This is a genomic window from Arthrobacter sp. PTI12 (genome assembly GCF_056679915.1).
Window position 1 is genome coordinate 2,537,691 of sequence record NZ_CM155256.1, and the last position, 12,331, is coordinate 2,550,021.

A 12,331-nucleotide genomic window follows, 5' to 3' on the forward strand; every position below is an offset into this window, starting at 1 on the left:
CAACTAATCGTTGTCGCTTTTTGATCCAAGCGTGGTCTTCTGGACCTGCATGAGGAACTCGACGTTCGACTGCGTCTCCCGGATCTTGTTGGTGAGCAGCTCGAGTGCCTGCTGCTGCTCCAGTCCGGAAAGGACCCTGCGAAGCTTCCACATGATCTTGACCTCGTCCGGCGAGAGCAGGTTCTCCTCGCGCCGGGTACCCGATGCGTTGACATCGACCGCGGGGAAGATGCGCTTGTCCGCGAGGTTGCGGGACAGTCGCAGTTCCATGTTGCCGGTGCCCTTGAACTCTTCGAAGATCACTTCATCCATCTTCGAACCGGTCTCCACCAGCGCCGTGGCGAGAATGGTCAGCGAGCCGCCGTTCTCGATATTGCGGGCTGCACCGAAGAAGCGCTTCGGCGGGTACAGGGCCGCCGAGTCGACGCCGCCGGAGAGAATACGGCCCGAGGCAGGTGCTGCCAGGTTGTAGGCGCGTCCCAGGCGGGTCATCGAGTCAAGGAGTACGACGACGTCCATTCCCATCTCGACGAGGCGCTTGGCGCGCTCGATCGAGAGTTCGGCAACGGTCGTGTGGTCGTCAGCCGGGCGATCGAAGGTAGAGGCGATGACCTCACCCTTGACCGTGCGCTGCATGTCGGTGACTTCCTCGGGACGTTCGTCCACGAGCACCATCATGAGGTGCACTTCCGGGTTGTTCACCGTGATGGCGTTGGCAATAGCCTGCAGGATCAGGGTCTTGCCGGCCTTCGGAGGCGACACGATGAGTCCACGCTGGCCCTTGCCGATCGGCGCCACCAGGTCAATGACGCGCGGACCGATCTTCTTGGGCTCGGTCTCCAGGCGCAGGCGCTCGGAGGGGTAGAGCGGAACGAGCTTCGCGAAGTCCACGCGGTCCTTCAGCTCTTCAGGGTTCTTGCCGTTGATGGAGGTCAACCGGACGAGCGCGTTGAACTTCTGGCGGGTGCTGCTCTGGCTCTCGCCCTCGCGCGGCGCACGGATGGCACCGACTACGGCATCGCCCTTGCGCAGCCCGTACTTCTTGACCTGGGCAAGAGAGACGTAAACGTCGTTGGCTCCTGGCAGGTAACCGGAGGTGCGCACGAATGCGTAGTTCTCGAGGACGTCCAGGATGCCTGCAACGGGCAGCAGGACATCGTCATCGGTGACCTCGACGTCGTCGACGTCCGGGTTCTGGTTGCTGCGCCCCCGACGGCGCTCGTTGCGGTCGCGGAACCGGTTGTTGCGGTCATCCTCGCGGTTGTTGCGGTTACGGTTGCGCCGGTTGCGGCTGTTGCCTTCGTCGCGGTCGCCGCGGTTGTCCCGGTCACGGTCATTCCGGTTGTCCCGGTCGCCACGGTTGTCACGGTCGCCACGGTCTCCGCGATCATTCCGGTTGTCCCGGTCGTTCTGGTTATCGCGGTTGTCTTCGGTTGAACGGCGATCGTCATTGGAGCGTCGCTCGTTGCGGTCGCGGTTGCGGTCGCGGCGGTCATTGCGCCGCTCGCCCTGGCTATCCGAACCCTCGGAGTTCTCAGCATTCTGCTGCGCGCCCTGCTCGGCACCGTCGGTCTCAGATGCTTGCGCACTGCCCTGTGCCTCAGACTCGGTGCGTCGCCCACGGCGCCCGTCCCGGCTGCGGCGGCCTCGATCCGGAGTTTCCGAATCAGCTCCGGAATTCTCCTGGACGGCCCCGCCCTCGGACTCGGCCGCGGAGCCCACAGCCTGATTGCCCTGCGCACTGTCAGAGGCAGCCTGCTCCGTCTTTACGACGCCGTCGCTTCCCGCCCGCCTATTACGGTTACGGGTGCGGGTTGGCCGCTCGGCAGGCTCAGCTGCCTGCTCCTGCGATGCAGCACCGGCACCGTTCTGTGCAGCAGCGTTGCCTGACGAAGACGATGCATTCTCGTGTGCCGGAGCCTGTGCAGACGTCGCCTTGGGGCGGTCTGCCACTGCCGCGCCGCGCTGGTGGTCGGAGATTGCGGCCACGAGGTCACCCTTGCGCATCCGCGAACCTACGGTGATACCAAGCTGACCGGCAAGCGCCTGCAGCTGGGCGAGCTTCAGTCCGGCAAGCCCGGAACTTTTGGAAGCTGGTGCGCCGTTCGTTTCGGCGGCTTGGGTATCCACGCCTGTCGGCAGGTCAGTGGTTTGAGTCACGAAGGATTCCTTCCCCCTCGTCGGGCGATCCATCTCTGATGTGGATCGCGGTTTTGGTTTGCCCGCCGCCAAGTCAGAAGAGTTGGAAGCTAAGGTTTCGGTGCTGGCCGGATGCTTTCCGGCGTGGCCGAGCGTGCTGGAGACCTCGAGCCCCAGTGCGTAGCAGTCACGATGTGACTGCTGCCGCATCAGGTTCTGGGAGGTACACCTGAGATTGAGCCACTGCTGACACACAGGCAGTTTCACGACGGTCACAGAAGATGACGGCCAGATCAACAGAAGCACATCTGAATACGGAACTGTCTTCGTAAGATCGGTGCGTGATGAACGTCAACGATTCAAGCAGGCAATTACCGTTGGTGCACCTTCACTTTAGCACCTTCTGTGTCCACGTTCAGCCGTAGAACACGCCAGTCAATACCCTCATCCGCACCGACGACGATGCGCTGGACCGCCTCGATGACCGCGGCTGCCTGGTCCTGACCCACGGCAAGCGTCATTACTGTAGGCCCGGCGCCGGAGATCACCGAGGCGAAGCCCTCGGATCGCAACGCCCGCATCAGTGTGGCACTGTGCAGCATGGCCTGGGCGCGGTAATCCTGATGCAGCAGGTCCCTGGTCCCATCGAAGAGAAACTCGGGCGAGTTTGTCATCGCGTGCACCAGCAGGGCGGCGCGGCCGGCGTTGGATGACGCGCTGTTATGCGGTACGGAAGCGGGCAACAGGGCACGCGCTGCCTCTGTCGACAGTTCGCTGGCGGGAATGGCGACAACAGGCACTACATCAGGATGCACCGGGAGGATGGTGCTCTGGTAGGCACGACCCGTTTCCCACGAGACCGCTAGTGAACCCAGCAGCGCCGGTGCCACATTGTCCGGGTGTCCCTCGAGCGTGGAGCACAGTTGCAGGACAGCGCGCGCATCCATCCGGGCGGACTCGGGAAGAATCGCGTTGGCCGCCAAAACGGAGGAGACGATTGCCGCCGCGGAAGACCCGAGGCCCCTGCCATGGGGAATCACGTTCCGTGTCTCGATTTCCAGGCCGGGGCTGGCGAACCCTGCACGCTCCAGCGTGCCGAGGATAGTTGCTGCAACCAGGTGCGTCTCGTCCCGCGGCAAGGACTCCTCGCCCTCTCCGGTGACCGTCACCGTCGTCGTGCCGGTTTCGGTGGTCCGGACACGGATGGAATCGTAGAGCGTCACGGCCAGCCCCAGGCTGTCGAAACCGGGGCCGAGGTTGGCGCTGGTTGCCGGAACTTCCACCGAAACCTCCTGCCCGGACGCAACCATGGCCTCAGTCATGGCCGGCGCTCCGCTAAGCATCTGCCCGCTGGCCCACGTGCGAGTCCGCCAGGCCCAGCGCCCCTGCAACGCTGACGACGTCGAACTCCACCTTGGTGGGCTCAACGTCAGAACCGTCCGCCGCCTTGAGCGCCCACTGCGGGTCCTTGAGGCCATGCCCCGTGACTGTAATGACGATGGTCTTGCCCTCCGGGACGTCTCCGGCTGTGTGCTTCTTGATCAGGCCCGCAACGCCGGCAGCCGACGCCGGTTCCACGAAGACGCCCTCACGGGACGAAAGCCAGCGGTGCGCCTCGAGGATCTCCTCATCGGTCACCGCCTCGATGAGCCCGCCCGATTCATCCCGCGCGGTGATGGCCTGGTCCCAGGACGCCGGATTGCCGATGCGGATGGCGGTGGCGATGGTGTCCGGCTCAGTCACGGGGTAGCCCTTCACCAGCGGCGATGCCCCTTCGGCCTGGAAGCCCCACATGATGGGGGTGCGAGTCGATACCGCGGGCAATTCCCCTGCTGTGGGAGAGGTATAGGGCTGCGAGTACTCCTTATAGCCCTTCCAGTAGGCGGTGATGTTTCCCGCATTGCCCACAGGCAGCAGGTGATAGTCGGGGGCGTCGCCAAGGGAATCAACAACCTCGAAGGCGGCTGTCTTCTGGCCCTCGATGCGTGCAGGGTTCACGGAATTCACGAGGAACACCGGGTAGGACTCCGCCAGTTTCCGGGCCACATCGAGGCAGTTGTCGAAGTTGCCGTGCACCTGCAACAGCTCTGCGCCGTGGGCTATGGCCTGGCTGAGTTTGCCCATGGCGATCTTGCCGTCCGGCACCAATACCGCGCAGGTCAGGCCGGCCTGCGTTGCGTAAGCCGCAGCGGACGCCGAAGTGTTGCCAGTGGAGGCGCACACGACGGCCTTCGCCCCGGCTTCAACAGCCGCGGTGATGGCCATGGTCATGCCCCGGTCCTTGAAGGAACCGGTCGGGTTCATCCCCTCGACCTTCAGGTACACGCTGCAACCGGTGAGCTCCGACAACGCCGGTGCGTGCACCAGCGGCGTTCCACCTTCACCCAGCGTGATCACGCGCGTGGACTCCGTCACCGGCAAACGGTCAGCGTACTCGCGGATAACCCCGCGCCATTGGTGAGCCATCAGAGTCCCTCTACTCGGAGGACGGAGGTCACTGCATTGATGACGTCCAGGTCCTGGATATGTTTCACAGTTGTTGCCAGCGCGGATTCGGTGGCCCGGTGTGTGACGATGCGCAGTTCCGCGCTCGCCGCCCCGCCGTCGCTTGCCGGGTGGATAGTCTGCCGCATGGTCTCGATCGAGACGCCGTGCTCGGCGAAGAGTTGCGCGATCCGAGCGAGCACGCCGGGCTGGTCCGCCACGTCCAGGCCGATGTAATAGCTCGTGTTCACCATGTCGATGCTGAGCGCAGGGACGTGGCCCGTCGTTGTTTCGGTTCGGCCCGGACCGCCAAGCACCATGCGGCGGGCGGCGCTGACCACATCTCCGAGGACGGCGGAGGCGGTCGGTGTTCCGCCGGCTCCCTGGCCATAGAACATGAGCTCGCCGGCGTTCTCCGCTTCGACGAAGACCGCGTTGAACGCTCCGCGCACCGCGGCGAGTGGATGCTCACGCGGCAGGAGGGTGGGGTGCACGCGGACGCTGACGCCGTCGTCGCCCGCTTCATCCTTCAGCAGCTCCGCAATGGCGAGCAGTTTGATGACGTAGCCGGCGTCCTTGGCCGCAGAGATGTCCTCCGCCGAGACGGAGGTGATGCCCTGGCAGTGCACGTTTTCCAGCGCGAAGCGCGTGTGGAAGGACAGGGAGGCGAGGATCGCCGCTTTGGCAGCGGCGTCATATCCCTCGATGTCCGCCGTGGGATCGGCCTCGGCGTAACCGAGGCGCTGCGCGTCGGCCAGTGCATCGGCGAACTGGGCGCCGGTGGAGTCCATCTGGTCCAGGATGTAGTTCGTGGTCCCGTTGACAATACCGAGGACGCGCGTGATGCGGTCTCCCGAGAGGCTGTCGCGGATCGGGCGGAGAATGGGAATGGCTCCGGCGACGGCGGCCTCGTAGGACAGCTGGACGTGCGCCGCGTCCGCGCGCTCGTAGAGGGTGGGCCCGTCCTGGGCGAGCAGTGCCTTGTTGCCGGTGACCACGGTGGCTCCGTGGTCGATCGCCCGCAGGATCAGGGTGCGGGCGGGTTCAATTCCGCCCATGAGCTCAATGACGATGTCCGCTCCCTCCACCAGGGATTCCGCATCCGTGGTGAACAGCTCCCTGGGGAGCTCGGCCTCACGGGGTGCGTCGATGGATCGCACCGCAATGCCGGTGAGCTCCAGGCGCGCACCGATGCGGGCGGCCAGGTTGTCGGCGTCCTCGAGGAGGATCCGCGCAACCTGCGAACCGACGTTTCCGCAGCCCAGCAGGGCCACACGCAGTGTGCCGTCGGAAACGGTGGTGTGGGGGGCATTCATCAAATCGATCAGGCTCCTGCTTCCAGAGTTGCTCGGTCGTTTCCCGTCTTGCGCAGCACATCGCGCGAGAGGAGGTCTTCTTCGGTTTCGCCGCGCACGATGATGCGTGCCTCGCCGTCCTTCACTGCGACCACAGGGGGTCGGGTGAGGTAGTTGTAGTTGCTGGCCAGCGACCAGCAGTAGGCGCCTGTTCCCGGCACCGCAAGCAGGTCTCCATGCGTGGTGTCGCCGGGCAGGTAGACGCTGCGCACAACGATGTCACCGCTTTCGCAGTGCTTCCCGACAACGCGCGAGAGCACCGGCTCCGCTGCGGAGGTGCGTGATGCAACCACGGCCGAATAGTCGGCGTCGTACAGCACCGGGCGAGCGTTGTCACTCATTCCGCCGTCAACTGAGACGTAGCGGCGGGGGTGGGAGGCGCCGTCGACGTCCGCCTGCACCGTCTTGGTGGTGCCGGCGGTATACAGGGTGAAGGTGCTTGGTCCGGCAATGGCGCGGCCGGGCTCGATCGAGATCCGCGGCGCCTGCAGACCGTGCGCAGCGCACGCCTCACCGACGACGGCGGCCATTGCCTGGGCGATGGCCGCGGGCGAGCGCGGGGTGTCTTCCTCGGTGTAGGCGATGCCGTAGCCCCCGCCCAGATCGAGTTCCTTCAGTTCGACGCCGTGACGGTCCCGGACCTCGGCGAGGAAGCCCAGGAGGCGGCGCGCCGCCAGCTCGAACCCGGCGGACTCGAAAATCTGTGACCCGATGTGGCTGTGTACTCCGAGCAGGCGGATGCAGGGGTGGTCCAGTGCCGCAGCTACGGCTTGCGCCGCTGGTGATTCCGTGCCCGACGACGACGGCGCCAGCGACAGCCCGAACTTCTGGTCTTCGTGCGCGGTGGCAATGAATTCATGCGTGTGCGCGTGCACACCAGGAGTGAGCCGGAGCATGACATTCGCAGTGGCGCCGCGGGCCTGGGCGAGCGCGCCGACCCGCTGCAGCTCATCGAGGCTGTCAACCACGATGCGGCCGACCTCGAGATCGAGCGCACGGTTCAGCTCGGCGTCGGACTTGTTATTGCCGTGCAGCGCGAGTTGGCGTCCCTGCAGGCCCGCGCGGAGCGCGACCGCCATCTCACCGCCGGACGCGGTGTCCAGGCGCAGGCCCTCCTCCGAGACCCAGTGGGCCACCTCCGAACAGAGGAACGATTTGCCCGCGTAGTAGACGTCCACTCCCCCGCACAGGTCACGGAACGCAGCGTTGAACGCCTCCCGGAAATTCCTTGCCCGGGTGCGGAAATCTGTTTCCGAGACCACGTACACAGGGGTGCCGAACTTCTCAGCGAGTTCGGTCACAGAAACACCGTCCACGGACACGGCGCCGCTTCGCGTCCTGGTGACCGTGGATGCCCACAACGCCGGGTTGAGCTCGTTGGCGTCAGCCGGGTAGGTAAGCCAGCCGGGAGCCAGAGGTGAGGCAGGCATGCTACATCCGTTCCGGCGCTGAGACGCCCAGCAGATCGAGGCCGTTGGCGAGCACCTGCGTCACGGCGTCATTCAGCCAGAGCCGGGTGCGATTGGTGTCAGTGACCGGCTCATCGCCCAAGGGCGTCACGCGGCAGGCGTCATACCAGCGGTGATACGCACCGGCAATGACCTCGAGATGCCGTGCAACCCGATGCGGCTCACGGAACTTCGCGGCCTGCGCGACAACGGCCGGGTAGGAACCGAGGTGGGCAAGCAGCTCGCTGTCCGCCGGCTGGTCGAGGGCACCGGCGTCGAACGCCGAGCGGTCAACTCCGGCGGCGGCAGCGTTGCGTGCCACGGCGCAGGTTCGGGCGTGGGCGTACTGCACGTAGAACACCGGATTTTCGTTGGTGTTCTTCTTCAGCAGCTCCGGATCAAGGGACATCGCCGAATCAGCGGGAGACCTGCCGAGCGAGTACCGCAGCGCGTCCGCTCCCAGCCAGTCGAGGAGATCGCGGAGTTCGATGATGTTTCCGGCGCGCTTGGACAACCGGGCACCATTCACCGAAACCATCTGTCCGATGAGCACCTCGATATTGGCGTCCATGTTGTCTCCGGCGCAGGCGGCGATGGCCTTCAGGCGGCCGATGTAACCGTGGTGATCGGCACCGAGCAGATAGATCTTCTCGGTGAAACCGCGGTCCTTCTTTGAGAGGTAGTACGCGGCATCCGAGGCGAAGTAGGTCGGCTCGCCGTTGGCGCGGATGAGGACGCGGTCCTTGTCATCGCCAAAATCGGTGGTGCGCAGCCAGACCGCACCGCCGTCGTCGAACACGTGGCCCTGCTCGCGCAGCCGGTCCACCGCCTGTTCAACAGCTCCGCCGGAGTGCAGGCCTGTCTCGGAGAAGTAGACATCGAAGTGGACACGGAAAGCCGCCAGGGTCTCCTTGATGTCATCCATCTGCGCGCGGTAGGCAATGTCCCGGATTACAGGCAACGCTTCGTCGTCGGGCAGGTCCGCGACCTCGGGGCGCTCAGCGAGCACGGTGCGTCCGAGATCGGCAATGTACTCACCCGGGTAGCCGCCCTCCGGCGTCGGCCGGCCCTTGACGGAAGCCAGCACGGACGCGGCAAAGTTATTCATCTGGGTACCGGCATCGTTGATGTAGTACTCCTTGGTGACATCCGCACCGCTCGCGATCAGCACGCGCGCAAGGGAGTCACCGAGGGCAGCCCAGCGGGTGTGCGCCAGATGCAGCGGGCCGGTGGGGTTCGCAGAGACGAATTCCATGTTGATTGTGTGGCCTGCGAGCGCGGCGTTGGTCCCGTACACCGGGCCCGCCTCAACGATGTTCCGAGCCAATTCCCCGGCGGCGGCTGCGTCCACTCGGATGTTGAGGAATCCCGGACCCGCGATTTCCACGGAGGCAACGCCGTCGAGCGCGTCCAGGCGGCCCTTGAGCAGTTCCGCGAACGCACGCGGATTCATTCCGGCCTTCTTCGACAGCTGAAGCGCGATATTGGTGGCCCAGTCCCCATGCTCGCGGCTCTTGGGCCGCTCAACCCGCACCTCTGAGGGCAGCTCCACATCGATCTCGCCGGCAGCGACGGCGTCTTTCAGGCATGAGGAGATTGCGGAGGAGAGTTCTTCGGGAGTCACTCATCCAGCATAACGGCGCGGGTCTAATCCCCCGGATTCTGTGACGGACGCCTTACTCGGGGTTCATCCATACCGTGGCCCATCCGGAGTACCGCACTGAACCGAATCAAGTTCGCTAGCGTTGTACTTCGAGCGCAGACCGGCCCCAGCTGCGTCTGAAACCAAGGAGATTCTGTGACCCCCGCCGTAAACAAGCCATACCAGCGCTGGGCCCTGACGGGGCTCGCCGCCGTTTCCCTCCTGGGGTCGGCTGCCTGTGCTGCCAGCCCGACGCCGGCACCGGGCGCAGGTGGGGATGCCGCCAACGCGGCAGAACCGGACACCGCGGGGTCCGCAACCGGCGACTACGCCGACGGCACGTACTCGGCCACCGGCTCCTACCAGACCCCGGGTGGTGAGGAGGAGATCGGAGTAACGATCACGCTTGCATCGGGCAGTGTCAGCGACGTACAGACAGAGCCGATGCCGAGCAATCCCACCACGGAGCTCTACCAGGGCAAATTCAGCAGCGGCATCGCGGAACAAGTCGTCGGAATGCCGCTCAGTGAACTGAACGTTGACAAAGTGTCCGGATCATCCCTGACCAGCGGCGGATTCAGCGACGCCATCGAGCAGATCAAGGGCGAAGCCGCGCAGTGAGCCCCGCGGGCCAGTGGCAGCGGTTCAGCTTCGACGCCATCGGCACCGCCTGGCACATCGACACCCCTGCGGAGTTGTCGGCGAACGCGCTCGCCGTCGTCGTCCTTGCCGTTGAACAGTACGACGCCGTCTACTCCCGTTTTCGACCCGACTCACTCGTTGCGGCGCTCGCCGGGGGCGGCAGCATCACCCTTCCGCCGTCCGGTGAGGCGCTGGGCGATCTCTACCGGATGCTCTACCGGCTCACGACTGGCGCCATGTCTCCCCTGGTGGGAGGGTCCCTTGAACAACTGGGGTACGACGCCGGCTACTCCTTTGTGCCGCACGGCGGACCTGTGCCGGCGGCTGTCTGGGACGAGCAGTTCGAGTGGAGCGGGAGCACAATCCGGTCCGAGCGCCCGGTGACCCTGGATGTCGGCGCGGTCGGTAAAGGACAACTCGTTGACCTCGTGTCCACAGCACTGCACGACGCAGGCTACCCGGAGCACACCATTGACGCCGGCGGGGACATGCTGCACCGGGGGCCCACGCCGCTGCGGGTCGCCCTGGAGCACCCGTACACCGCTGATTCGGCGATCGGCGTGGTGGACCTCCAGGACCGCGCGCTGTGCGCATCCGCGTCCAACCGCCGCCGCTGGGCGGACGGCCTGCACCATGTCCTTGATGCCACAACCGGGCAATGCGTGGATACAGTGGTGGCTACCTGGGTACTGGCTGACGACGCGATGGTTGCGGACGCTCTCGCCACTGCCCTTTTCCTTGTTCCACCCGAGGTACTGCTGGCCGAGTTCGACTTCGACTACGTCCGGATCAGCTCCGAGGGACGCGCGCAGTATTCCCTATCCCTGGCAGGAGCGTTGTTCTAGATGGCCGGACGGCTGAAGTGGCTTAGCAGGTTCGACACGTTCCTCGGCCGCGCCACCATGTATCGGCTCGTACTGATCCTGCTGCTGATCCTGGCGGCGTACGCGTTTATCCTCTCTGCCCTCGGGCTTCTTGCCTTCACACCGGCGGAACTCGGCGTGACCTTTGCCACCGCTGTTATCACCTCGTGGGGCGGCACGCGCGTCATGGCGATGATGCTTCGTGCGCGCCCGCACACGGAATCCTCAGTCATCACCGGCCTGCTGCTCTTTTTCGTGATGTTCCCCTCTGACGACGCCAGCGGTGTGGCCGAAATTGCGCTGGCGGGGCTCCTCGCGTCCGCGTCGAAATACCTCATCGTCGTCCGCGGGCGGCACATCTTCAATCCGGCCGCGTTCGGAGCAGTGGCGGTAACGCTGCTGGGCCTTGGCGCCGCAGCCTGGTGGGCAGCCAATCCCGCCATGCTGCCGCTCGTGCTCGTCGCCACGCTCCTGATCCTCTACCGGACGCGGAAACTTCCTATGGGAGCCGTCTTCATCGTCCTCGCCGTCGGCATCCTGGTGGTGCGCCTCGCCGCCGGCGGCACTGATCCTGCCGCTGCCCTGCAGTTGGTCTTTGTGTCGTACCCCGTGCTTTTCCTGCTCGGTTTCATGCTGACCGAACCGCTGACCCTCCCGCCCCGGCGCTGGCAGCAGTTGCTCGTTGCGGGCGTCGTCGCAGTAGTACTGGCGCTGCAGATCAGTATCCCGCCGGTGTTCCTCGGGCCGGAGTACGCCCTGCTGATCGGAAACGCCGTCGCTTTCGGCATGGGCCAGCGGCGGCGCATCCGCCTGCGTTTCGAGGGATCGCGGCAGTTGACCCCGACCAGCGCGGAGGTCTCCTTCATTCCGGACAAACCCGTCCGGTTCGAACCCGGCCAGTACATGGAACTCACCCTTCCGCATGCGCGGGCGGACCGGCGCGGCTTCCGCCGCATCTTCAGTATCAGTTCAGCGTCCGACGACGGAACGGTCCGTTTTGGCCTGCGCCTCTCGGACCCGCCCAGTTCCTTCAAGGCAGCACTGCTGAATCTCAGGCCCGGCGCTCACGTCGATGCAACGAGTGTTGCGGGTGACTTCCTCCTTCCTGCCGATCCGTCAGTGCCGCTGATGCTGTTCGCAGGAGGTATCGGCGTCACGCCGTTCCTCAGCCAACTGCGCTCGCCTGCAGGAGCAGAACGCGACATCATCCTCATCTATGTTGTGAGCGCGCCGGACGAGCTCGGCTATGTCGACGAGCTGGCCAACTTCCGGGTGGTGCTGTTTTGTCCCGGAGAGCCGGGACCACTGCCCGCTGCCTGGACGCACGGCGGCGGGAGCTTCCCCAGCGCCGATGAACTGCGCTCCCTTGTTCCGGACCTTGACCGGCGGCGCGTCTTTCTGTCGGGTTCCCCGAGTACTCTCGCGCGGGCCAAACCCGTCATCCGCGACGCCGGCGGCAGGTCCATCCGAACCGACGCTTTCCTCGGTTACTAGCGCTTTTCCGGCACTGCCGGCAGGGGTTTCGTTCCGCCAACTTTTCCCTGCTAAGCTTCATAAGTCCCTTTCGACCAGCGGTTAACACCGGTTGGCCGTGCCCTCGTAGCTCAGGGGATAGAGCGTCTGCCTCCGGAGCAGAAGGTCGTAGGTTCGAATCCTATCGAGGGCACTTTTCGTAGCTGCCGGGCTCCCGGCCAGAGCGCACCACCTAGACTGATCCCACGGACGAGTTACGCGGGAGGCCTTGATGCAGGTGCGCAG

At 65.2% G+C, this 12,331-nt stretch carries 9 protein-coding genes and 1 tRNA gene; 4 read left to right on the forward strand and 6 right to left on the reverse strand.

Annotation, left to right across the window (positions count from 1 at the left end; all coding sequences use genetic code 11):
* Positions 1-3 precede the first annotated feature (3 nt).
* The 6 genes from rho to argS form a co-directional block, all read right to left on the reverse strand.
* Positions 4-2,160: a transcription termination factor Rho gene (gene rho, locus AC1MBU_RS12160; protein ID WP_277359705.1), complete on the reverse strand. Its 2,157-nt coding sequence runs from the start codon at positions 2,158-2,160 to the stop codon at positions 4-6.
* A gap of 350 nt (positions 2,161-2,510) precedes the next feature.
* Positions 2,511-3,461, reverse strand: a complete 951-nt coding sequence (thrB, locus tag AC1MBU_RS12165) for a homoserine kinase (RefSeq protein WP_277359704.1) — start codon at positions 3,459-3,461, stop codon at positions 2,511-2,513.
* Positions 3,462-3,474: 13 nt separating this feature from the next.
* A complete protein-coding gene (gene thrC, locus AC1MBU_RS12170) occupies positions 3,475-4,605 on the reverse strand; it encodes a threonine synthase (RefSeq protein WP_277359703.1) in 1,131 nt (376 codons plus the stop codon).
* Positions 4,605-5,939 (reverse strand): homoserine dehydrogenase, encoded by a 1,335-nt coding sequence (locus AC1MBU_RS12175; RefSeq protein ID WP_471671849.1) that lies wholly within the window; start codon positions 5,937-5,939, stop codon positions 4,605-4,607. Before AC1MBU_RS12175 ends, thrC begins: the two co-directional genes overlap by 1 nt.
* 8 nt (positions 5,940-5,947) lie before the next feature.
* Positions 5,948-7,408, reverse strand: a complete 1,461-nt coding sequence (gene lysA, locus AC1MBU_RS12180) for a diaminopimelate decarboxylase (RefSeq protein ID WP_479787284.1) — start codon at positions 7,406-7,408, stop codon at positions 5,948-5,950.
* Position 7,409: 1 nt separating this feature from the next.
* Complete coding sequence (gene argS, locus AC1MBU_RS12185; RefSeq protein ID WP_346028111.1) at positions 7,410-9,050, reverse strand: arginine--tRNA ligase; 1,641 nt, start codon at positions 9,048-9,050, stop codon at positions 7,410-7,412.
* A 174-nt stretch (positions 9,051-9,224) separates the two neighbouring features.
* Between argS and AC1MBU_RS12190 the strand changes: the two genes are divergently transcribed.
* The 4 genes from AC1MBU_RS12190 to AC1MBU_RS12205 all read left to right on the forward strand — a co-directional run bounded on the left by AC1MBU_RS12190 (position 9,225) and on the right by AC1MBU_RS12205 (position 12,239).
* On the forward strand, positions 9,225-9,689 hold the full coding sequence (locus tag AC1MBU_RS12190; RefSeq protein ID WP_346028110.1) for an FMN-binding protein: 465 nt from the start codon (positions 9,225-9,227) through the stop codon (positions 9,687-9,689).
* Positions 9,686-10,555 (forward strand): FAD:protein FMN transferase, encoded by an 870-nt coding sequence (locus AC1MBU_RS12195; protein ID WP_479787285.1) that lies wholly within the window; start codon positions 9,686-9,688, stop codon positions 10,553-10,555. Before AC1MBU_RS12190 ends, AC1MBU_RS12195 begins: the two co-directional genes overlap by 4 nt.
* Positions 10,556-12,067: a ferredoxin--NADP reductase gene (locus tag AC1MBU_RS12200; protein ID WP_479787286.1), complete on the forward strand. Its 1,512-nt coding sequence runs from the start codon at positions 10,556-10,558 to the stop codon at positions 12,065-12,067.
* A 99-nt stretch (positions 12,068-12,166) separates the two neighbouring features.
* Positions 12,167-12,239: transfer RNA gene (locus tag AC1MBU_RS12205), tRNA-Arg, on the forward strand.
* The last annotated feature ends 92 nt before the right edge of the window (positions 12,240-12,331 follow it).

What these genes read in the sequence shown, in the direction of transcription:
- thrB (WP_277359704.1), bottom strand. Translation starts at nt 3,461, where the DNA reads ATGACTGAGGCCATGGTTGCGTCCGGGCAGGAGGTTTCGGTGGAAGTT.
- thrC (WP_277359703.1), bottom strand. Translation starts at nt 4,605, where the DNA reads ATGGCTCACCAATGGCGCGGGGTTATCCGCGAGTACGCTGACCGTTTG.
- AC1MBU_RS12175 (WP_471671849.1), bottom strand. Translation starts at nt 5,939, where the DNA reads ATGAATGCCCCCCACACCACCGTTTCCGACGGCACACTGCGTGTGGCC.
- lysA (WP_479787284.1), bottom strand. Translation starts at nt 7,408, where the DNA reads ATGCCTGCCTCACCTCTGGCTCCCGGCTGGCTTACCTACCCGGCTGAC.
- AC1MBU_RS12200 (WP_479787286.1), top strand. Translation starts at nt 10,556, where the DNA reads ATGGCCGGACGGCTGAAGTGGCTTAGCAGGTTCGACACGTTCCTCGGC.